General features: G+C 70.2%; 22 protein-coding genes. 7 read left to right on the top strand and 15 right to left on the bottom strand.

Annotation, left to right across the window (positions count from 1 at the left end):
• The first annotated feature begins 8 nt into the window (after window positions 1-8).
• The 4 genes from EV186_RS33250 (at window position 9) to EV186_RS33235 (ending at window position 2946) form a co-directional block, all read left to right on the top strand.
• Window positions 9-188 (top strand): hypothetical protein, encoded by a 180-nt coding sequence (locus EV186_RS33250; RefSeq protein ID WP_133853478.1) that lies wholly within the window; start codon window positions 9-11, stop codon window positions 186-188.
• Complete coding sequence (locus EV186_RS33245; RefSeq protein ID WP_133853477.1) at window positions 188-1168, top strand: zinc-binding dehydrogenase; 981 nt, start codon at window positions 188-190, stop codon at window positions 1166-1168. Before EV186_RS33250 ends, EV186_RS33245 begins: the two co-directional genes overlap by 1 nt.
• Before the next feature lie 76 nt (window positions 1169-1244).
• Window positions 1245-2045: an enoyl-CoA hydratase-related protein gene (locus EV186_RS33240; protein WP_133853476.1), complete on the top strand. Its 801-nt coding sequence runs from the start codon at window positions 1245-1247 to the stop codon at window positions 2043-2045.
• A gap of 1 nt (window position 2046) precedes the next feature.
• Complete coding sequence (locus EV186_RS33235; RefSeq protein ID WP_133853475.1) at window positions 2047-2946, top strand: SDR family oxidoreductase; 900 nt, start codon at window positions 2047-2049, stop codon at window positions 2944-2946.
• Here EV186_RS33235 and EV186_RS33230 read toward each other — a convergent pair.
• From EV186_RS33230 to EV186_RS33180, 11 genes are all read right to left on the bottom strand, one after another.
• Window positions 2943-3737 (bottom strand): enoyl-CoA hydratase/isomerase family protein, encoded by a 795-nt coding sequence (locus EV186_RS33230; RefSeq protein ID WP_133853474.1) that lies wholly within the window; start codon window positions 3735-3737, stop codon window positions 2943-2945. The genes EV186_RS33235 and EV186_RS33230 overlap by 4 nt on opposite strands.
• On the bottom strand, window positions 3734-4774 hold the full coding sequence (locus EV186_RS33225; RefSeq protein WP_133853473.1) for an LLM class flavin-dependent oxidoreductase: 1041 nt from the start codon (window positions 4772-4774) through the stop codon (window positions 3734-3736). The genes EV186_RS33230 and EV186_RS33225 overlap by 4 nt, the downstream gene beginning before the upstream one ends.
• 12 nt (window positions 4775-4786) lie before the next feature.
• Entirely contained in the window at window positions 4787-5563 is a 777-nt protein-coding gene (locus tag EV186_RS33220) for an enoyl-CoA hydratase/isomerase family protein (RefSeq protein ID WP_133853472.1), read from the bottom strand.
• A gap of 23 nt (window positions 5564-5586) precedes the next feature.
• Window positions 5587-6441 (bottom strand): 1,4-dihydroxy-2-naphthoyl-CoA synthase, encoded by an 855-nt coding sequence (gene menB / locus EV186_RS33215; RefSeq protein WP_133853471.1) that lies wholly within the window; start codon window positions 6439-6441, stop codon window positions 5587-5589.
• A 4-nt stretch (window positions 6442-6445) separates the two neighbouring features.
• Window positions 6446-7204 carry an SDR family NAD(P)-dependent oxidoreductase gene (locus EV186_RS33210; protein ID WP_133853470.1) on the bottom strand — a complete coding sequence of 253 codons (759 nt, stop codon included), beginning with the start codon at window positions 7202-7204 and terminating at the stop codon, window positions 6446-6448.
• A gap of 11 nt (window positions 7205-7215) precedes the next feature.
• On the bottom strand, window positions 7216-8133 hold the full coding sequence (locus tag EV186_RS33205; RefSeq protein ID WP_133853469.1) for a hydroxymethylglutaryl-CoA lyase: 918 nt from the start codon (window positions 8131-8133) through the stop codon (window positions 7216-7218).
• Window positions 8130-9350: an acetyl-CoA hydrolase/transferase family protein gene (locus EV186_RS33200; RefSeq protein WP_133853468.1), complete on the bottom strand. Its 1221-nt coding sequence runs from the start codon at window positions 9348-9350 to the stop codon at window positions 8130-8132. The genes EV186_RS33205 and EV186_RS33200 overlap by 4 nt, the downstream gene beginning before the upstream one ends.
• Window positions 9350-10537 carry a thiolase family protein gene (locus EV186_RS33195; RefSeq protein WP_133853467.1) on the bottom strand — a complete coding sequence of 396 codons (1188 nt, stop codon included), beginning with the start codon at window positions 10535-10537 and terminating at the stop codon, window positions 9350-9352. The genes EV186_RS33200 and EV186_RS33195 overlap by 1 nt, the downstream gene beginning before the upstream one ends.
• Entirely contained in the window at window positions 10537-11301 is a 765-nt protein-coding gene (locus EV186_RS33190) for an SDR family NAD(P)-dependent oxidoreductase (protein ID WP_208115910.1), read from the bottom strand. Before EV186_RS33190 ends, EV186_RS33195 begins: the two co-directional genes overlap by 1 nt.
• On the bottom strand, window positions 11301-12467 hold the full coding sequence (locus EV186_RS33185; protein WP_133853466.1) for an acyl-CoA dehydrogenase family protein: 1167 nt from the start codon (window positions 12465-12467) through the stop codon (window positions 11301-11303). Before EV186_RS33185 ends, EV186_RS33190 begins: the two co-directional genes overlap by 1 nt.
• 67 nt (window positions 12468-12534) lie before the next feature.
• Window positions 12535-13590 carry an acyl-CoA dehydrogenase family protein gene (locus tag EV186_RS33180; RefSeq protein WP_133853465.1) on the bottom strand — a complete coding sequence of 352 codons (1056 nt, stop codon included), beginning with the start codon at window positions 13588-13590 and terminating at the stop codon, window positions 12535-12537.
• Window positions 13591-13657: 67 nt separating this feature from the next.
• Between EV186_RS33180 and EV186_RS33175 the strand changes: the two genes are divergently transcribed.
• Window positions 13658-14413, top strand: coding sequence for a FadR/GntR family transcriptional regulator (locus tag EV186_RS33175; protein ID WP_208115909.1), 756 nt, complete (start codon window positions 13658-13660; stop codon window positions 14411-14413).
• Between the two features lie 5 nt (window positions 14414-14418).
• On the opposite strand, the gene EV186_RS33170 is transcribed toward EV186_RS33175, so the two are convergent.
• Window positions 14419-16365 (bottom strand): AMP-binding protein, encoded by a 1947-nt coding sequence (locus EV186_RS33170; RefSeq protein WP_133853464.1) that lies wholly within the window; start codon window positions 16363-16365, stop codon window positions 14419-14421.
• Window positions 16366-16369: 4 nt separating this feature from the next.
• A complete protein-coding gene (locus EV186_RS33165) occupies window positions 16370-17545 on the bottom strand; it encodes an acyl-CoA dehydrogenase family protein (protein WP_133853463.1) in 1176 nt (391 codons plus the stop codon).
• Between the two features lie 71 nt (window positions 17546-17616).
• On the opposite strand from EV186_RS33165, the gene EV186_RS33160 reads away from it, so the two are divergent.
• Window positions 17617-18066 (top strand): FAS1-like dehydratase domain-containing protein, encoded by a 450-nt coding sequence (locus EV186_RS33160; RefSeq protein ID WP_133853462.1) that lies wholly within the window; start codon window positions 17617-17619, stop codon window positions 18064-18066.
• Window positions 18063-18470: a MaoC family dehydratase gene (locus EV186_RS33155; protein ID WP_133853461.1), complete on the top strand. Its 408-nt coding sequence runs from the start codon at window positions 18063-18065 to the stop codon at window positions 18468-18470. The genes EV186_RS33160 and EV186_RS33155 overlap by 4 nt, the downstream gene beginning before the upstream one ends.
• 8 nt (window positions 18471-18478) lie before the next feature.
• On the opposite strand, the gene EV186_RS33150 is transcribed toward EV186_RS33155, so the two are convergent.
• A complete protein-coding gene (locus EV186_RS33150; RefSeq protein ID WP_208115908.1) occupies window positions 18479-19180 on the bottom strand; it encodes an enoyl-CoA hydratase/isomerase family protein in 702 nt (233 codons plus the stop codon).
• Window positions 19177-19956 carry an enoyl-CoA hydratase/isomerase family protein gene (locus EV186_RS33145; protein ID WP_133853460.1) on the bottom strand — a complete coding sequence of 260 codons (780 nt, stop codon included), beginning with the start codon at window positions 19954-19956 and terminating at the stop codon, window positions 19177-19179. The genes EV186_RS33150 and EV186_RS33145 overlap by 4 nt, the downstream gene beginning before the upstream one ends.
• Window positions 19957-20028 lie beyond the last annotated feature (72 nt).

Genomic DNA, 20028 nt, shown 5'->3' with positions numbered 1-20028 from the left:
AGGTCGCCGTGCGCGAGGTTCCCAGCTACGGCATCCCGTGTGATCGTTGCGGGAATCCGGCTGTCGCGTTCGTTCCCGGCGTATACGTGCGCCATGAAAACTCGGTGTGCTTGCTGCCGAACGGTTCTGATCACCGCGGCACGACGCTGGACCTGGATTGGCGACTGATCGCGAAGCGGGCCGGCTGATGCGAGCTGTCGTCCTGCACCGCTTCGGAGCCGCCGACGAACTGCGGCTGGAGTCCACTCCGGACGCCACCGAGCGTACGGGCTGGGTGGTCGTGCAGGTGCGCGCGAGCGCGCTCAACTGGCACGACGTGCTGGTCCGCCAGGGCGTCTACCGCTCTCCCCTGCCCCACGTGCCCGGCGCGGACGGTGCCGGCGTCCGGCGGGACACGGGCGAGCCGGTCGTCGTACTGCCCTCCTTGCACTGGGGAACCGACCAAGCAGCGCCGTCCGCCGGCTTCCAGATCCTGGGTGACGTCGAACGCGGCACCTATGCCGAACTGGTGGCCGTTCCGGCCGAGTGCGCGGTGCCGAAGCCGCCGGGCCTGAGCTGGGCGCAGGCTGCCGCCTTGCCGTTGGTCGGCGTCACGACGTTCCGCGCCTTGTTCACTCGTGGCCGGCTGGCCGCTGGTGAGTCGTTGCTCGTGCTCGGCGCGAGCGGTGGCGTCGCCACGAGCGCCGTAACGCTCGCGGCAGCCGCGGGAGCGCGGGTCGTGGTCACCTCGTCGTCACCGGACAAAGTGGACCGCGCCAAGGCCTTGGGTGCGGCCGACGGTGTCCTGCACACCGAGCACGACTGGGTGGACGCCGCACGGCGGTGCACTCCCGGCAACGCCGGCTTCGATCTGGTGCTCGACCCCGTAGGGCGGTGGAACGAGGCAGTGCGGGCGTTGCGCCGCGGTGGTCGGCTGGTCGTGCTCGGCGCTTCCGTGAACGACACGGCCCGGATGGACGTGCGCTCGTTCTACTTCGGACAGTACGACCTGCTCGGCACGACCATGGGCAGCCCAGCCGACTTCGCCGGCTTGCTGTCGTTCATGGCCGAGACGAACGCACCGCCACCCGTCATCGACAGGACCTTCCCGCTCGACGCGGCCGCCGACGCCCACCGGCACCTGGAAAGCGGCGCCGGGTTCGGCAAGGTCGTGCTCGACCACGTGTGACCCGCTCCGTCTTGATTTTATGGTATGACCAATTAGGATGTGACGGGAAGACACCACGACGAGGGAGAACCAGGCGATGAAGCCCGAGGAGTTCACCGACATCACGTACGAGGTCGACAACGGCCTCGCGTGGATCACGATCAACCGTCCGGACCGCTACAACGCGTTCCGGGCACGCACGGTGGATGAACTCGTGATGGCGTTCAAGCTGGCCTGGGCCGACGACACCGTCGGGGTCGTCAGCCTGACCGGTGCCGGCGCGAAGGCGTTCTGCACCGGTGGTGACCAGAAGCAGCGGATGGAGACCGGCGACTACGGCCCGTCGGAGTCCGGGTTGTTCGAAGTGGACGCCTTGCACCGGGTGATCCGTGACGTGCCGAAGCCGGTGATCGCCGCCGTCAACGGGTTCGCCATCGGCGGTGGCCACGTGCTGCACCTGCTGTGCGACCTGACCATCTCGTCCGACACTGCCGTGTTCGGGCAGAACGGGCCGCGGGTCGGGTCGTTCGACGCCGGGTTCGGCACCGGACTGATGGCCCGCGCGATCGGTGAGAAGCGAGCCCGGGAGATCTGGTTCCTGTGCCGCAAGTACTCCCCCGAGCAGGCGCTGGAGTGGGGGTTGGTGAACAAGGTGGTGCCGGCCGATCAACTGCGCGCCGAAGTCCGGGCGTGGGCGGACGAGATCCTGCAACTCTCCCCCACCGCGCTGAAGGTGCTCAAGCAGTCGTTCAACGCGGACACCGAGCACTTCTCCGGGATCGGGCAGATCGCGTACTCGAGCCTCAAGCTCTTCGGTGAGTCCGCCGAGGCCCAGGAGGGCATTGCCGCGTTCAACGAGAAGCGCAAGCCCGAGTTCGCGGGCTACCGCACCCACTGACGTGACCGGCCGCCCCTTCGCCCCGGATCTCCTGGCGGGCAAGCGGATCCTCATCACCGGCGGCGGCACCGGCCTGGGCCGGGCCGTCGCTCGGCACCTCGTCGAGCACGGCGCTCAGGTGCACCTGTGGGGCCGACGGCCCGCCGTGCTCGACGAGGCAGCGGCTTCGCTGCCAGGGTCGGTGCACACGCAGGTCGTGGACGTGCGCGATGGCGAGCGGGTCGACGAGGCCATGGGCGAGCTGTGGGATGAGCACGGCCCGTTGACCGGTGTCCTGAACAACGCGGCGGCCAACTTCATCGCGCCGACCGAGTCCTTGAGCCCGCGCGCGTTCGACGCGGTGTCCGGCACCGTGATGAAGGGGTCGTTCCACACCACGCACGGGGCCGGGCGGCGGTGGATCGCGGCCCGCCTGCCCGGCAGCGTCGTGTCGACCCTGACGACGTGGGTGTGGACCGGGTCGGCCTACGTCGTGCCCTCGGCCATGGGCAAAGCGGCCGTGCACGCCATGACCATGTCGCTCGCCGTCGAGTGGGCGCGCCACGGCATCCGGCTCAATGCAGTCGCGCCGGGGCCGATCCCCACGGAGTACGCGTGGCAGATGCTGAACCCGACCGGCAAGAGCGGTGTCGGGGCCACCCAGGCCGACCAGATCCCCATGGGCCGCATGGGAACCGTCGAGGAGCTGGCGAACCTGACGATGTTCCTGCTCTCGGATGCGTGCCCCTATCTCACCGGACAGACGATCGCGATGGATGGCGGTCAGATGCTCGCAGGGCCGGGGACGTTCGCCGGCCTGGCCGAGATGACCGACCAGGACTGGGCGGACGCACGGGCGAAGAGCGAGGCGGCTACCGCCGCCAGCAAGGCGCAACGCGGCGGACTCGGCGGTCCGCACTAGCGGCCGGTGAACGTCGGTGGCCTGCGTTCGGTGAAGGCTGTGAGTGCCTCGCGCATGTCCGCGGTCCTGGTCAGCAGCGCCTGGCCGCGGTTCTCCAGCTCCAGCGCGGCTGCATAGGAGGTGATCTCCATGTTGGCCTGCAACGACTTCTTGGACATCTCGACTCCGGCCGGGGAGTTGGCGCAGATCGCGTCGGCCATCGCCAGGGCCGCGTCGAGCAGTTCCTCGGCCAGCACCACGCGGTTGACCAGCCCCAGGCGTTCGGCTTCCGGGGCTTCCACGATGCGTCCCGTGTAGACGATCTCCGCCGCCGCGGCAGGTCCGATGAGCCGGGGCAGCAGCCAGGACGTTCCGAGGTCGCCCGCGGAAAGCCCGATGCGCACGAACGCGGCGTTGAACTTCGCGGTCGGCGCGGCGAGGCGGATGTCGGCCGCGAGCGACAGGGCCAATCCGCCACCGGCGGCGGCACCGTTGACCGCGGCGATCACCGGCACCCGGATGCCACGCACCGCGGCGAGCGCACGCGCACCCAGCTCCTGGAGCTTCAGCATGCCGACGGCACCCAGCGACGGTAGCTCCGCGGCGTCATCGAGGTCGTACCCGGCGCAGAAGGCCGTGCCCGCACCGGTGAGCACCACGACCCGAAGCGCCTCGTCGTGGTGGACGGACCGCGCGAGGTGCTCGAGCTCCTCGAACATCTGGGCCGTCATGGCGTTGGCCCGGCCGGGGCGGTTCAGCGTGACGACCATGATGCCGTCCCGTGGACGATCGAGTCGCAGGGTCTCGGTCATTGAGGTGTCCCCTTTGGACTCATGGCGGTCAGGATGCGCCGGGTGGCGTCCTCGGCTCGCTCGGCACTGAGTCCCCAGACCGGCGCCACCAGGTTGAGGTGGTCGAACGCGTTGGCGTGGCGCGCGGCCAGGTCGGCGAACCGCTCCGGGGTGCAGGCGATCCCGATCGCGTCGATCGCCTCGTCCGGGACGGCGGCGGTCATCGCGTCGAGGTCCTGTGCCTTGGCGGCGGCGTGGATCTTTTCCTGGTGGGCGGTCCAGCCGTGCAGGGCGAACAGCCGGTCGTAGACGCGGCTCGGCGCGTACTGGGCGATGGCGAACGCCAACCGGCGGCGCGCGACTTCCTCGTTGTCGTCCACCGCGCACATCCGGATTCCCTTGACCACGAAGCCGTCCAGCGACCGCTCCGCTTCCGCCGCGCCACGTTCCAGCTGCGGGCGGATCACCTCGGTGAGGTACTCGGCGGTGGTCATCGGGTGGCAGACAAGGCCGTCGGCGACCCGCGCCGCGGTGCGCACCATCAACGGGTTCACCCCTGCGGCCCAGATCGGCAAGCGGTCCCGCCACGGCGGCGGCGTCTCGGCGGTGGGCGCGAGGTGCAAATTGTAGAACCGCCCGTCGTGGTGCACCGGCCCCTCGTGCAGGCGCCACAGCTTGCGCAGCACCTCGACCAGCTCCGCCATCCGCGCGGCGGGCGCCTCGCCACTCACCCCGAGCCAGTTCTCCAGCATTCCGCGGGTGCCGTTGCCCAGGCCGAGGACGATCCGGCCCTCGGCGAGCTCGTCCAGGTCGCGTGCCTCCGCCGCCCAGATCATCGGCGAGCGGCCGGCACCATAGGCGATGTTGGAGCCGATCAGGACCCGCTCGGTGGCCTGTGCGAGCACGGCCATCGGGATGGTGGCCGATCGGTTGTACAGCTCGCCGGTCCACACCGCGCCGAACCCGGCTGCCTCGGCGTCGCGGGCCAACGCGGCCGCGCGGCGGAACCGCTCGGCGCCGCGCCCGGCACTGAAGATCGTCAAACCGAATTGGTCCATCCCGTCACCCGCTCAGTCGAAGTTCGGCGATCGGCGCTCGAGGAACGCGGTCAGGCCTTCCTTGGCCTCCCCGTGCTCGAACAGCTCCTGCACCTGCGCGGCCTCGTACCGGAGGCCCTCGTCGAGCGGGAGGTCGAACGCGGCGTCCACGGTGCGCAGGACCGCGCTCAGCGCCGGCCTGGAGAAGGCACGAAGTTCCTTGCCGAGCTCCACTGCCCCGGCGAGTGCCTGCCCGGCCTCGACGACGCGGTCGACGAGCCCGATGGACCTCGCCTCGCCGGCACGCACCTGGCGCGCCGTGGCCATGATGTCGATCGCCCGTCCCCGGCCGACGAGTCGCGGCAGTCGCTGGGTTCCGCCCGCGCCGGGGATGAGGCCGAGCTTCACCTCGGGGAGGCCGAACTTCGCGTCGGTGCCGGCGACGCGCATGCTCGCGGCCATCGCCAGTTCCAGTCCCCCGCCGAGGGCCAGGCCGTCGACGGCGGCGATCGTGATCCGTGGTGGTGCGGCGATGCGGTCGAGGACCCCGCGCAGCCGATCGCCGTACGCGGCAAAGGAGGCGCCGTCGATGGCGGACATGTGCTTGATGTCGGCGCCGGCCGCGAAGAACCCCGGGATGGCGGAAGCGATGACGATGGTGCGCACGTCGTCGCGCTGGTCGGCTTCGTCGAGGGCGGCGGACAGGCCGTCGAGGATCGGCGGGCCGAGCGCATTCGCGCGGCCGTGCGCCATGGTCACGACCATGACGCCGGCACTGGCGTCCTCCCACCGAACGGCGGGCTCGGTCATGGTGGCTCCTTCATCCGGTGTGGTCACGATCGCCGCGGGAACCGCGCGAAGTCAGGCTGCCGCTTGGCTTTGAACGCCTCGCGACCCTCCTTGGCCTCGTCGGTGGCGTAGAAGAGCAGGTTCGCGTCGTGGGCCAGTTGCTGGATGCCCGTGAGCCCGTCCTCAGCGGCATGGAAGCTCGCCTTGGACAGCCGCAGCGCCATGGGGGACAGCCGGAGCATCCGGCGGCACCACGCGAGGGTCTCGGTCTCGAGCTCGGCCAGCGGCACGACCTTGTTGACCAGGCCCATGGCGAGCGCCTCACCGGCGTCGTACTGCTCGCACAGCAGCCAGAACTCCTTGGCCTTCCTCTGGCCGATCTGCTGGGCCAGCAGCCCCGCACCGAATCCGCCGTCGAACGACCCGACCTTCGGGCCTACCTGCCCGAAACGGGCGTTGTCGGCCGCGATGGTCAAGTCGCACACCAGGTGCAGCACGTGTCCGCCGCCGATGGCGTACCCGGCGACCATGGCCACCACGGGTTTGGGCAGCCGCCGGATCTGCACTTGCAGGTCGGTGACGTGGAACCGGCCGACCGCGCCCGGTTCACCTGGCTCGGTGAGGTAGCCGGTGTCGCCGCGCACCCGTTGGTCGCCGCCGGAGCAGAAGGCGTCCGGTCCCTCGCCGGTCAGTACGATGACGCCGACGCTCTCGTCCTCGCGGGCGTGGGTCAAGGCGTCGGAGATCTCCACCAGCGTTTGCGGCCGGAAGGCGTTGCGTACCTCGGGCCGGCAGAGGGTGATCTTGGCGATGCCGTCACCGCTGTGCTCGTACCGGATGTCCACATAGGACCGCGCGGCACACCACTCGGCGGATTCACGGCTTTCCTCGATGCGCATGGGCTCAGGCCATCGTGAGGCCGCCGCTGACGGACAGGGTCTGGCCGGTGATGTAGCCGGTGGCGTCGGCGGCGAAGAACGCGACCGCGGCGGCGACGTCGGCGGGCCGGGCGAGGCGGCGCATGGGTACGCCCCGCACCATCCCGGCGATCACCTTCTCGGCGTCGTCACCGGCGTTGCTCGCGAACTTGCGCAGCGCGGGCGTGTCGGTGGGGCCGGGGCACACCGTGTTCGCGGTGACGCCCTTGCTCGCGACCTCGCGGGCGAGGGTCTTGGTGAAGGCGATGATGCCGCCCTTCGCGCCCGAGTACACCGCCTCCAGCGACGAGCCGACCCGTCCGGCGTCCGAGCCGATGTTGATCACGCGACCCCAGCCGCGTTCCATCATCGCGGGCACGGTGGCCTGCACGACGCGCAGCGCGCCCTTGAAGTTGATGTCGAGGATGCGGTCCCAGAACTCCTCGGTGGTGTCGACGAACTTCATGAAGTCGTCCCAGCCGGCGTTGTTGACCACGACCTCGATCGGCCCGAGCTCCTCGGTCACGGTCTTCACCGCGGCCTGCACGGCGGCGGTGTCGGTGACGTCGGCCTGCACGGCGAGCGCGCTGCCCCCGGCCTCGGTGATCGCCTTCGCGGTGGCCTGCGCCGTGTCGGCGTTCAGGTCGACCACGGCGACCTGGAACCCTTGGGCGCCGAGTGTGGTGGAGATGCCTTCCCCAATGCCCTGTGCGCCGCCGGTGACGAACGCGACTCGGTTGTTCATGGCTGAACCTTTCAGTTGGCGTGCCAGTCGATCGGGCCCGCGACGAGGCAGTGGCTGGTGAGCTTGCGGCCGAGCACCGTCTGCGCTTCCTGGGCCGCGCTGATCACGGCGGGCAGGTCGATCCCGGTGTCGACACCCATCTCGTGGAACATGCTGATCAGGTCCTCGGTCGCGATGTTGCCCGTCGAGCCGGGCGGCACGGGGCAGCCGCCGAGTTCGCCGAAGCTCGACTCGAAGCTGGTGCAGCCTGCTTGCAGGGCGGCGTAGGCATTCGCGAGACCTTGGCCGCGGGTGTTGTGGAAGTGCGCGGTCACCTCGACGCCGGGCAGCCGCTCCAGCGCGGCGGCGAAGAACTCCCCCGCGTAGGCCGGGTTGGCCATGCCGGTGGTGTCGCCGAACCCGATCTCGGTCGCGCCCGCCTCGGCGAACCGCTCGGCCAGGCCGAGCACCCGGTCGAGGTCGACCTTGCCCTCGTAGGGGCAACCGAACGAGGTCGCGATGACCGCGGCGCAGCCGAGCCCCTCGGCGACGATGCGCTTGGCCATGACGTCGTTGTCCGCCATGGTGTCCGCGACCGTGCGGTTGACGTTCTTGCGGTTGTGCGTCTCCGACGCGGACACGAAGATCGCCGCGTCGTGGAAGGTCTCCCGGACCCGCAACGCGTTGTCCAGGCCCTTGCTGTTGGGGATCAACACCATCAGGCGGACGTCGTCCGGCACCTCGATGCGGCGCAACACGTCCACACCGTCGGAGAGTTGCGGGATCACGTCGGGACGCACGAAGCTGGCCACCTCGATGCGCCGGAACCCGGCGCTCGCGAGCGCGTTGATCAGCCGGACCTTGTCGTCGGTGTCGATCCGCTCGGGCTCGTTCTGGAAACCGTCGCGGGGCCCGACCTCGCGAATCTCAACCGCTTTCGGCAGGGTCATAGGTCCTCCTCTCGGGCCGCACGCAGCAGCTCGTCGCGGTGTTCAGGGGCGGCGATCGCGGCAAGCCGCGCCGCTCGTTCGGGCAGCGGACAGCCACGCAGGTGCGCGACACCGTGTTCGGTGACCACCACGTCCACGTCGGCACGGGCGGTCGTGACCGGCCCGGTGAGGCTGGGGACGATCGTGGAGTGCCCGGCCGTGGTCGAGCGGACGGCGATGATCGACCGCGCCCCGGTGCGGGCGGCGGCGCCACTGAAATCGGCCTGACCACCGATGCCGCCGAGGTAGCGGCCACCCGCGACCTCGCTGCCCACCTGCCCGGTCAGGTCGACCTGGAGGGCGGAGTTGATCGCCACCAGGCGCTCCAGCCGGGCGAGCACACCGGGGTGGTGGGTGTAGCTCGCCGGACGGAACTCGACGGGCAAGGAGGGCAGCGCCGCGTACAGGTCGGCACTGCCGATCGCGGTGCCCGCCACCACGACGCCGCGGTCGATTTCCTTGTACCGCCCGGTGATCACGCCCTTGTCCACCAGGTGCAGCACCCCGTCGGTCACCATCCCGGAATGCACGCCCAGGTCCTCGTGACCGGACAGGGCGTCGAGGATGGCCTCGGGCAGGGTGCCGACGCCAAGCTGAAGGGTGTCGCGGTCGTCGACCAGCCCGGCCACGTGTGCGGCGATCGCGGCGTCGATGTCGTCCGGGGACCGGCTTGTCGCGGCGAGCAGCGGCCGGTCGGTCGCCACGACCGCGGCGAACCGGTCCAGCGGGATCGTGTCCGCGCCAGGGCAGGGCGGCATCCGGGCGTTGATCTCCGCGATGACGGTCCTGGTGTGCCGCAGCGCATCGGCGGTGTAGTCCACACCGAAGCCCAGGCTGCACCGACCGTCCGGGCCGGGTGGCGACACTTGCACGAGGGCCACGTCGTGCGGCAGCAGGCCTTCGGCGAAGAGCCGCGGCAACGTCGAGTAGTGGCCCGGCACGACGGCGACCCGGTCAGCGGCCGACCGCAGCGTGCCCATCGCGCCGTACGAGGTAAGCGCCAGCGCTCGTGGCGGGTCGGCGAGCCGGGTGTTGTGGCTCAACCCGCAGAACGCCCGGCACGGCCCGATGTCGGCTATCTGGTCGAGCAGGGCGTCCACCAGCGGCGTGGCCTCGGCGGCGCCCTGGCCCCACCAGATGCCGTCGCCCGCCTTAACGTGTGCTCGCAGGTCGATCATCAGCTCACCCGCTGCAGGACGGTGCCGGTGCCCAGGCCCCCGCCGCAGCACATGGTGACCAGCCCGAACTCCGCATTGCGACGCGTCAGCTCGGCGACCACGGTGCTGATCAGTCGCGCCCCGGACGCGCCGACCGGGTGGCCGAGCGCGATCGCACCGCCGTTGACGTTCACCCGATCCGGGTCGGGCTTGAGCTCGCGCTGCCACGCCAGCACGACCGAGCTGAACGCCTCGTTGACCTCGAACAGGTCGATGTCGGCCACGCCGAGACCGGTGCGCTGCAACAGTTTCCGGGTCGCGGGGATCGGCCCGGTCAGCATGATGACCGGATCGACGCCGACCGTTGTCTGGTCGACGATGCGGGCCCGCGGGGTCAGGCCGTGCTCCTCCACGGCCCTCCGCGAGGCGAGCACCAGGCCCGCCGCGCCGTCGGAGATGGGCGAGGACGTGCCCGCGGTGATCCGGCCGTTCTCCTTGCGGAAGGCGGGTTTCAGTCCCGCGAGCGTCGCCAGGTCGGTGCCTGGCCGCACGGTCTGGTCGCTGGTGCAGGTCTCGCCGTCGAGGTCCATCGGGATGATCTCGTCGGCGAAGCGGCCGGCGGCGATCGCGTCTGCGGCCAAGGCGTGCGAACGGACGGCGAATTCGTCCAACTCCGCGCGGCCGAGGTCCCAGCGCTCGGCGATGAGCTCGGCACTTTCGCCTTGGTGGACGAAGTCGAAGCGCTCCCGCATCTCCCGCGTCCACGGCTCGCCGTACAACTCGGAGATCCTGGCCGGGGAGTTGATCGGGACGTGCCCCATGTGCTCGACCCCGCCCGCGATCACGACGTCATGCACACCGGACGCCACCTGCGCAGCCGCGAACTCGACGGCCGTCTGGGCGGACCCGCACCGCCGGTCCAGCACCACCGCCGGCACCTCGGGCGGATAGCCCGCGTGCAGCCACGCGTTGCGGGCGATGTTGCGTGACTGCTCGCCGAACGGCGCCGTGCAGCCGATCACGAGGTCGTCGACGGCGAGCGGATCGAGCCCGGCTCGGGTCAGCAGCTCCCGGTAGACGGTGCCCAGCAGCGCATTGGGATGGGTGTCGCGGAACCAGCCGCGTTGCGGGTGCGCCTTGCCGAACGGGGTCCGCGCCGCCTCGACGACGAAGACCTCGCGGCCGGCCTCGGTGAACGGGCTGGTCATCAGATCACCGTCCCACCGTCGACCGGCAGCACCTGGCCGGTGATGTAGGACGCGGCCGGGGAGGCGAGGAACACGAAGCTCGCGGCGATCTCGTCGGGCTCGGCCCAGCGGCCCAGCGGGATGCGTGCGAGGGTCTTAGCGGCGAGCTTCTCGTTGTCGCGGATGTTCTGCGTCATCGGCGTCGCGGCCAACGGCGCGAGCGCGTTGACGGTGATGCCGCGACGGGCGAGTTCGCGGGCCAGCGACTTCGTGAGCCCGATGATCCCCGCCTTGGCCGCACCGTAGTTGGCCTGCCCGATCGTCCCGGTCAGCCCGGCGGCGGAGGTGACGTTGATGATGCGGCCGGTGCCGTCGTCGGGCAGGTACGGCAACGCTGCTTTGGCGCAGGTGTAGGAGCCGACGACGTGGATGTCGAGGACGCGGCGGAACGCGTCCTCTTCCAGCTTGTCGAACATCGCCGGGGCGATCACGCCCGCGTTGTTCACCAGCACGTGCAGGGTTCCGCCGGTTAGGTTCGCCGCCTGCGCGGCGGCTTCGTCGGCGCCGGCCCGGTCGCGGACGTCCAGCCCTCGGCTCTCCGCTGTGCCACCCGATGCCGTGATCTGCTTCGCGACCGACTCCGCCGCGTGACTGTCCACATCGGTGACCAGCACCGCGGCACCGGCCGCGGCGCAGGCTCGGGCGACCGCGGCACCGATTCCACCGCCGGCGCCGGTGACGAGCACCGAGCGACCGTCCAAAGCGAACACGTCCAGGGCGGGCATCAGTAGCTCCTCGGCAGCCCGAGCACGTGCGAGCCCAGGTAGTTGAGCACCATCTCCTGGCTCAGCGGTGCGATCTTCAGCAGCCGGGCCTCGCGGAAGTAGCGCGCGACGTTGTACTCCTCGGAGTAGCCCATGCCACCGTGGGTTTGCAGCGCGCGGTCCGCGGCCTGGAATCCCGCGTCGGCGCACAGGTACTTCGCTGTGTTGGCCTCGCGCGCGCAGGGCTTTCCGTTGTCGTAGAGCCAGGTCGCCTTGCGCAGCACCAGTTCCGCGGCGTCGAGGCGGGCCAGCGAGTCGGCCAGCGGGAACTGCAGGCCCTGGTTCATCCCGATGGGCCGGCCGAACACCTCGCGCTCGTTGCCGTAGCGGACGGCGCGGTCCAGCGCCACCCGGCCGAGCCCCAGCGCCTCGGCGGCGACGAGCATCCGCTCCGGGTTCAGCCCGTCGAGGATGTAGCGGAACCCTTGCCCCTCTTCGCCGACCCGATCCTCGACCGGGATGCGCAGGTCGTCGATGAACAGCTCGTTGGAGCTGACCGCGTTGCGGCCCATCTTCGGGATCGGCCGGATGTCGACGTGGTCGCGGTCGAGGTCGGTGAGGAACAGCGTCAAGCCGTCGGTCTTCTTCGCGGCGTCCTCGAACTTGGTGGTGCGGGTGAGCAGCAGGACCTTCTCGGACTCCATCGCCTTGGAGATCCACACCTTGCGGCCGTTGACCACGTAGTGGTCGCCGTCGCGCTTGGCAAAGGTAGTGATCCGCGTGGTGTCCAGGCCCGCGCCGGGCTCGGTGACGCCGAAGCACACGTGCAGGTCGCCGTTGACGATCCGGGGCAGCGTGCGCTGCTTGAGCTCGTCGGACCCGTGCACGATCACCGGGTGCATCCCGAAGATCGACAGGTGGATGGCGCTGGCCGCGTTCATCCCGCCGCCGGACTTCGCCACCTCCTCGATCAGGATCGACGCCTCGGTGATGCCGAAGCCGTGCCCGCCGTACTCCTCCGGCGTGGTGATCCCGAGCCAGCCGCCGCTGGCCAGCGCGTCGTAGAACTCCGTGGGGAACTCGTGGTCGCGGTCCTTCGCCATCCAGTACTGGTCGTCGAACTTCCCGGCCAGCTCGGCCACCGCCTTGCGGATGGTGTGCTGGTCGTCCGTCAGGTCGAAGTCCACTGCGCCTCCCTCGATCGCGCTCGCTAAACCATAACAAAGGACTGACCAAAAGACAGACCGCGGTGAGCTACGGCACCAGGGCCAGTTCTGTTGCTATGCGTTCGTTCCAGGTCGAGGGCGAGCCGAACAGGCGCTCCGTGAGCTTCGCCCGCTTGAAGTAGAGCTGCAGGTCGTGCTCCCACGTGTAGCCGATCGCGCCGTGCAACGTGAGCGCGGTGTCGGCCAGCGCCGACACCCGCGCGGTCACCTGCGCCTTGGCCGCGGCCGCGCGCAGAGCCGCCTCCGGGTGTCCGGCCTGCACGGAAGCCGCGGCCATGTAGACGATCGAACGCGCGGCCTCAACGGTCACGAGCATCTCGGCGGCCGCGTGCTTCACGGCCTGGAACGAGCCGATCGGCACGCCGAACTGCTTGCGCTGCAAGCTGTATTCGACGGTCATGGCCAGCAACCGCTCGGCGACACCGAGCGCGTCGGCGGAGATCAGCACGGCCGCCCGCGACGCCATGTCCGCCAGCACGCCGACCTCAGCATCCACAGCAGTGCCTTGCACGGCAGCGAGTTCGACGTCTGCGACGCTGCGGCTGCGGTCGGTCGGCTGACGCCTGCGCACGACGACCCCAGCACTTTCCGTGTCGACCAGCACGAAGCCGGAGTTCCGCACCGGGACCAGCAACCGCGTCGCCCGGTCCGCGCCGAGCACCGCCCGGACGGAGCCGGTGATGCCGTGGCCGCTTTCGACCAACGCGTGTCCGGCAGGCGGCCCATCGCACGACACCACTGGCACCGTCGTGACGTTGTCGGCCAGCAACTCCTTGGCGACGTCCGGCGTCGACGCGAGGACGGGTACGGCCAGAACCGATCCCAGCCACGCCGACGACGGCGCCGCGCAACGACCCAGTTCCTCCGCGACCAGCGCCAGCTCGATCAGGTCACCGCCCTGGCCGCCGAGCGCCTCCGGCGAACCCACTGCCGACCAGCCTTCGGCGGCGAAGTCCTGCTCGAACTCGGCCGGATCGCCGCTGTCCAGCCAGGCCCGTACCCGCGAGGACGGGCACCGCCGGGCGAGCCAGTCGCGCAGGACCGACTGGAATTCCTGTTGTTCCGCGGACAACTCCCACCGCATGCGTTCAGCTCCTCGCCGGGATGGTACTTTGGGTCTGACCTTTAGACGATCGCTGCTGGGAGTGGCCATGACGGCGGAAGACACGCAGACGGCGATCCGGCTTTCGCCGATGGCGGTGCCCAAGGCATCCGATGTGCTGGCCACCGAGATCCGCGAGCGGATCCTGTCCGGCGAGTTCGCTGAGGGCTCCGCGCTCCCGCCGGAGCGGGAACTGGTGCTGCAGACCAAGATGAGCCGCACCACCGTCCGGGAGGCATTGCGCATCCTCGAGGTCCAAGGTTTGGTGCGGATCAAGACCGGCCGAGCCGGCGGCGCGTTCGTGTGCAAGCCCGGTGAAGATTCGGTTGCCGACTCCTTGGAGCTGCTGATCCGGGGCCGGCAGATCCGGCTCACCTCCGTGCACGAGACGCGCGAGGCCATCGAGCCCGCTTGTGCCCGGCTCGCCGCGGTCAACCGCACGGCCGGTGAACTGGGCGTGCTCGAAAAGGCCAACGAGACGATCGCCGCGGCGAAGACGCTCGAGGAGTTCCTGCAGGCCAACGTCGACTGGCACGTGGGCGTGGCCATCGCGAGCCACAACGAGATCCTGACCGGCGTCATGATCGCGTTGTCGCGGGCCATCTACACCACCACGAACAATGAGGGCTTCGTCAACGACGAGGTGCGTGCCCTCGCCACGCGGGCGCACCGGTCGGTCACCCGCGCCATCAAGGAGAAGGACGCGGACGCCGCCGCCCGCCGGATGACCCGACACGTGCACTCCTACGCCGCGGCCGCGCTCGAGGTCGACGACCGCGTCGCCATCGCGGTCGACCAGGACTGACCGGCTCATCCCGCGAACCCTTCGACCGCGGCGCGGATCGCCCGCACGGCGTCGGGGTTCTCCGCGCCGCTGAGGTCACCGGGGTCCTGCCCGAGTGCCGCCGCACGCACGGCGCGCCGCATGATCTTCGCCGATCGGGTCTTCGGCAGTTGCGTCACCCGCTGCACCCGGCTCGGCGCGAACGGCTTGCCGAGCTCGGCCGCTACCCGGTCGCGCAACACCGCGCCGATGTCGTCGGCATCGTCGAGATCGGCATCGGTGCGTGCCACCCAGAACACCCACACCGCTTCGCCCTTGGTGGCGTCCGGCACGCCGACCGCGGCCGCCTCGGCCACCGCCGGGTGCGCGATCAGGACAGCCTCGACCTCGGCGGGCGCGAGCCGCTTGCCCGCCACGTTCATCACGTCGTCGGAGCGCCCCACCAGGAACCACTGCCCGTCCTCGTCGATCAACGCGTGGTCGCCGTGACGCCACATCCCGGGAAACGTCGACCAATAGGCCGCCAGGTAGCGCTCGCGGTCCCGCCAGATGCCCCGGGTCATGGCCGGCCACGGCTGCCGGCACACCAGTTCACCGACCTTGCCGCGTACGGGATTGCCTGCCTCGTCGACCACGTCGACGTCCATGCCCAGCGACGGGCCGCCCAGTGACCGGCTGCCGATCGGCTCGACGGGATACGGCGCGAGGAACGAGCCGCCCACCTCGGTGCCACCCGAGAAGTTGATCACCGGTACCCGGCTGTGGAACACGTCGCGAGCGAGCCAGTCGTAGGAGTCCTCGTCCCACGGCTCCCCCGTCGAGCCCAGGGTGTGCACCGATGACAGGTCGAATCGCTCCGCGATGGGCGCGGCCGGCGCGGCGCTGGAGCGGATCGTGCGGATCAAGGTCGGCGACACGCCGAGCATCGTCACTTCGTTGCCCTCGACCAGGCGCCAGAGCCGATCGAGGTCGGGGACGTCGGGCGAGCCTTCGTAGAGCACCAGCGTCCCACCGTTGGCGTGAGTGCCCACAATGGACAGCGGACCCATGATCCAGCCCATGTCGGTGATCCAGCAGAACCGTCCGCCCGGTCCCAGGTCGAAGGAGTAGGCGACCTCGCTGGCGGTCTTGACGAGGAACCCGGCGTGGGTGTGGACGGCGCCCTTGGGGCGGCCCGTGGTGCCGGAGGTGTAGGCCAGCAACAGCGTGTCGGTGGCGGCCATCCGCTCGGCCGGAACAGCATCGGCGCCGGCCGCGAGCAGGTCGTTCCAGGCGGTCTCGCCTGGCGCGGGCGTGCCTACCACGACGACGTTCTTCACCGACGGGCACGACCGCACCGCCTCGCGCACCGACGGCGCCATCGGCACGGTGCGCCTGCGCCGCACGGTCGACTTCGCGACGATCACGGTGGTGACGTCGGCGTCGGCGATCCGGGCGGCGATGGCCGCGGGTGCGAATCCGGAGAACAACGGCACGAGCACCGCGCCCAGCCAGGCGATGGCGTAGCAGGCGATGACGGCCTCGGGTCGCATCGGCAGGTAGAGCGCGACGGCGTCGCCCCGCCGCACGCCCAGCTTGCGCAGCCCGGCGGCGACGGCGGCCACGCGATCGGCGAGTTCGGCGAAGGTGAGCGCCGCACGATCGCCTGCCTCGGTTTCGTGGATCAACGCGAACTGGTCGCACCGTTCGGGGTCGTGCAACCATCGCGTCAAGCAAGCGTCGACGATGTTCAGCTCGCCGCCGGGAAACCAGTCCGGGTCCGTGATGCCTCGGCTCAGGTCCACAACGGACTCGTACGGCGAGCTGAAGGGCAGGCCCAGGTCCTCGACCACGGCGTTCCAGTACCAGCCGATGTCGGCGACCGAGCGGGCCCGCAACTCGTCGATGCCCGCGATGCCGTGGGCGCGGGCGAGTCGGGTCACGTTGGCGTGCTCGACGTAGTCCGCGGTGGGCGTCCACACATACCCCGTCATGGCGTCAGCTCCTCGGCATCCCGAGCATCCGCTCGGCGACGATGTTGCGCTGGATGAAGGTCGAGCCGCCGGCGATCGCCGTGCCCCGGGCCTGGTAGGCCAGCCGCTGCCACCGCGCGTCGCGTTCGGGCTGCTCGTGCGGCGCCAGCTGACCGCCCAGCTCACCCAGCGACTGGCGGAAGTCGGCGAGGTCCTGCACCAGCGGGCAGAAGTAGAGCTTCCCGATGGAGGTGACCGGGCCGGGTGGGCCGCCGTCGGCGGCGATGGTCAGCACGCGCTGGCTGATGGCGTGGTGGACGAGGGCACGGGCGTAGAGATCGGCGACCTGCTGCCGAACCAAGGGATCAGCTCCCAGCGGACTGCCGTCGGCGCCCGTCATGGACCGCACATCGGCAACGATGTCGTCGGCGGCCCGTTTGGTGTTCACCCGCCCGGTCGCGATCGCGACCCGCTCGAACGCCAGCGTGGCCATGGCTACGCGCCAGCCACCATCGACCGCGCCGAGCACGAGCTCGTCGGGAATGAACACGTCGTCGAGGAACACCTCGTTGAACTCGGCCTCGCCGAGCATGTGGGCCAGTGGCCGCACGGTCACGCCAGGGCTGTCCATGGGCAGCAGGATGTAGGTGATGCCCTTGTGCCGCGGTCCGCCGCCGGTGCGGGCGAGCAGGATCGCGTTCGTGGCGAGGTGCGCGCGGCTGGTCCAGATCTTCTGGCCGTCGACGCGCCAGCCGCCGTCCGCCCGGATCGCCTTGGTGCGCAACGATGCCAGGTCCGAACCCGCCTCGGGCTCGGAGAACAACTGGCACCACAACTCGTCACCGGTGAGGATCGGCCGCAGGAACCGCTCCTTCTGCGCCTCGGTGCCGAACTGGACGATCGTCGGGCCCGCGAAGTCCTCGCCCACCGTGTTCAACCGGTCCGGTGCGCCCGCGCGGTCGGCCTCCTCGGTGAAGATGGCCCGGATCTTGGCGTCCACGCCCTGGCCGCCGTACTCGCGGGGCCACGACAGCCCGGCGTACCCGCCGTCGAACAGCGCCCGCTGCCACTGCCGCCAGAACGGCAGCTTGTCCTTGAGGTCCACCGGTTCCGGCCAGGGCAGTTCGGCGACGGCGGTGGCGAGCCACGCCCGGGCTCGGGCCCGGAACTCGGCCTCCTGCGGCGTGTCCGCGAGGTCCACGGCTACTCCCCTCGTCGTCCGGCCATACTATGCTATAGGTCAGACCAAAAGCACAATGGCAGGCGGTGCTCATGACAACTCCGGTAGTCGGTGACGTGGTGGACGAGGTCGCGTTCCCGGTGGAGGCAGGCAAGATCAGGGAGTTCACCCGCGCGACGAGGACCACCGATCGGCGCCACACCGATCCGGCCGCGGCACACGCGGCCGGGTTCACCGACGTGCTCGCCACCGCCACCCATGTCATGGTCTGCGGGCACCACCGCGACCAGGGGGCGATGATCGCCAAGCTGGGGTTGGCGCTGGAGCGGGTCGTGGTCGGCACCGTGCGGTGGCGGTACCGTCGGCCGCTGGTCGCGGGTGACCGGCTACACGGCACCCGCCGGATCGTTGGCGACGAGACCCGCTCCACAAGCAAGGGGACGCTGCGGGTGATCACCCTGGCGACCGACTTCCGCGACGACACCGGCGAGTCCGTCGTCGAGCTGATCGAAACCGTGCTGGAGAAGGGACTTCAAGGATGAGGGCGCCGGTGCGGGTCTCGGTGGGCGGCCACGTGGCGCCGGCGTCGGTCGGCCCGATCACGGCGACGGACATCGTCCGGTTCGCGGGCGCGGGCGGCGACTTCAACCCGCTGCACCACGACCCGGAGTTCGCGGCGGCGGCCGGCTACCCAGGCGTGATCGCGATGGGCCAGCTGCAGGCGGGCATGCTGGCCGGGTGGCTGGCCGACTGGTGCGGCGTCGAGCATCTGCGTGAGCTCGAGGTCCGGTTCGTCGCACCGGTGCGGCCCGGTGACACGCTCACGTTCGCCGGCGAGGTGAACGGTGTCGACCCCGCGGAGCGGCTGGCGAACTTGACACTGACCGCCTCGGTCGAGGGCAAGCCAGTGGTCCAGGCGACGGCGATCGTCCACGTCGCCGACTGATCGGCACGTCAGATCGTGTGCAGAGCGGTCGAGTACGAGCCCTCCTGGTTGTGCAGCAGCGCGCGCTTCGACCTACCGATGCCGGCGGACGAATGTGCCTGGATGCTCTCGGCCAACTCCACGACCGTCGCCATCAGCGATTCGGCCGGGACGACGCGGTTGACCAGACCGATCCGCTCAGCCTCGGCCGCGTCGAGCGGGCGCGCCGTGTACACCAGTTCGGCCGCCCGGCCAGTCCCGATCAGCCGGGGCAGCAACCATGACGTGCCCAGGTCGCCGACCGACAGGCCGACCTTGGTGAAGGGCGCACGGAATGTGGCGGTCGGCACGGCGAGCCGCAGATCGGCCGCCAACGCGAGCGACAGTCCGCCACCGGACGCGGCGCCGTTGATCGCCGCGATCACCGGGAACGGCAACGTGTGCAGTGCGGCGAGCCCGCCGGTCGCCGTCTCCTGGAAGCGCAGGAACTCGCGCACGGTCATGTCCGCGATGACATGGATCTCGTCGAGGTCGAAGCCGGCGCAGAACGCGCGATCACCCGCCCCGGTGATGACGAGCGTTCGCACCTCGGTGTCCCGCAACGCTTCCGCGACGAGCCCGAATTCGGTGAACATCCGGACGGTCATGGAGTTCATCCGCCCGGGCCGGTTCACCGTCAGCACCGCCATCCGGTCGGTAACCGAGAGGGTGAGCGTCTCGAGGTCGATCACCGCATCGACCAGTTCGGTGCGCGCTTGTCGCGGAACGCGTTGACCCCTTCGACGATGTCCTCTGTGGTCAGTGCCAGGGCGAGCCGGCCGCGCAGGGTGTCCAGCGCGTCGCGTCGCGGCAGGTCGCGGGTGGCGGCGAGTGCGTCCTTGCCCATCCGCATCAGCAGCGGCGACTTCGCGGCCAGCCGCCGGGCCCAGGCAAGCACGGTGGCGTCGAAGTCCTCGGCGTCGACCACGATGTTCACCAGCCCGAGGCGCAGCGCCTCGTCGGCGTCGATCAACTCGCCCAGCATCATCAGCTCGTTCGCCTTCAACCGGCCGATGGTGCGGTCGATCAACGCGGAGATCATGAACGGGAAGACCCCGACGTTGATCTCCGGGCAGCCGAAGCGCACCCCACGCCGGGCCACCACCAGGTCGCATGCCAGCGCCAGCCCGAAAGCACCGGCGAGCACGTCGCCACCCGCCGCGCACACCACCGGCTTGCCCAGCTCCCCCAGCAACGCGAACAGCCGCGGGAACCGGTCCAGGCCCGTATGCCGCTGCACCGGGGAGACTTCACCGGCGAACGCCTTCAGATCGCCGCCGGCGGAGAACACGCGGTCGTGGCTGGAGCCCAGCACGACGACCCGCACACTGTCGTCCGTGCGGGCGCATTCCAGCACGTCCAGCAGCTGGTCGAGCAGCTCGTCGCCGAGCGCGTTGCGCGTCGACGGCGAGTCGAGCGTGACATAGCCGATTCCGGGCTCGCGGACTTCCCAGCGCACCAACGGCATGCGTACCTCCTGCTACCCTGCGTGCTCTTTTGGACTGACCATTGCAACTATAAACCTTTTCTGGCTAGCATC

The sequence above is a fragment of the Labedaea rhizosphaerae genome (assembly GCF_004362825.1).
Lineage (GTDB): Bacteria > Actinomycetota > Actinomycetes > Mycobacteriales > Pseudonocardiaceae > Labedaea > Labedaea rhizosphaerae.
Note: the sequence above shows the minus strand (reverse complement) of the source record. Positions and strands in the feature narration are given on the sequence as shown.

What these genes read in the sequence shown, in the direction of transcription:
- EV186_RS33195 (WP_133853467.1), bottom strand. Translation starts at nt 10,537, where the DNA reads ATGACCAGCCCGTTCACCGAGGCCGGCCGCGAGGTCTTCGTCGTCGAG.
- EV186_RS33205 (WP_133853469.1), bottom strand. Translation starts at nt 8,133, where the DNA reads ATGACCCTGCCGAAAGCGGTTGAGATTCGCGAGGTCGGGCCCCGCGAC.
- EV186_RS33220 (WP_133853472.1), bottom strand. Translation starts at nt 5,563, where the DNA reads ATGACCGAGCCCGCCGTTCGGTGGGAGGACGCCAGTGCCGGCGTCATG.
- EV186_RS33200 (WP_133853468.1), bottom strand. Translation starts at nt 9,350, where the DNA reads ATGATCGACCTGCGAGCACACGTTAAGGCGGGCGACGGCATCTGGTGG.
- EV186_RS33210 (WP_133853470.1), bottom strand. Translation starts at nt 7,204, where the DNA reads ATGAACAACCGAGTCGCGTTCGTCACCGGCGGCGCACAGGGCATTGGG.
- EV186_RS33155 (WP_133853461.1), top strand. Translation starts at nt 18,063, where the DNA reads ATGAGGGCGCCGGTGCGGGTCTCGGTGGGCGGCCACGTGGCGCCGGCG.
- EV186_RS33145 (WP_133853460.1), bottom strand. Translation starts at nt 19,956, where the DNA reads ATGCCGTTGGTGCGCTGGGAAGTCCGCGAGCCCGGAATCGGCTATGTC.
- EV186_RS33230 (WP_133853474.1), bottom strand. Translation starts at nt 3,737, where the DNA reads ATGACCGAGACCCTGCGACTCGATCGTCCACGGGACGGCATCATGGTC.
- EV186_RS33175 (WP_208115909.1), top strand. Translation starts at nt 13,658, where the DNA reads ATGACGGCGGAAGACACGCAGACGGCGATCCGGCTTTCGCCGATGGCG.
- menB (WP_133853471.1), bottom strand. Translation starts at nt 6,441, where the DNA reads ATGCGCATCGAGGAAAGCCGTGAATCCGCCGAGTGGTGTGCCGCGCGG.
- EV186_RS33190 (WP_208115910.1), bottom strand. Translation starts at nt 11,301, where the DNA reads ATGCCCGCCCTGGACGTGTTCGCTTTGGACGGTCGCTCGGTGCTCGTC.
- EV186_RS33225 (WP_133853473.1), bottom strand. Translation starts at nt 4,774, where the DNA reads ATGGACCAATTCGGTTTGACGATCTTCAGTGCCGGGCGCGGCGCCGAG.
- EV186_RS33240 (WP_133853476.1), top strand. Translation starts at nt 1,245, where the DNA reads ATGAAGCCCGAGGAGTTCACCGACATCACGTACGAGGTCGACAACGGC.
- EV186_RS33170 (WP_133853464.1), bottom strand. Translation starts at nt 16,365, where the DNA reads ATGACGGGGTATGTGTGGACGCCCACCGCGGACTACGTCGAGCACGCC.
- EV186_RS33245 (WP_133853477.1), top strand. Translation starts at nt 188, where the DNA reads ATGCGAGCTGTCGTCCTGCACCGCTTCGGAGCCGCCGACGAACTGCGG.
- EV186_RS33180 (WP_133853465.1), bottom strand. Translation starts at nt 13,590, where the DNA reads ATGCGGTGGGAGTTGTCCGCGGAACAACAGGAATTCCAGTCGGTCCTG.
- EV186_RS33160 (WP_133853462.1), top strand. Translation starts at nt 17,617, where the DNA reads ATGACAACTCCGGTAGTCGGTGACGTGGTGGACGAGGTCGCGTTCCCG.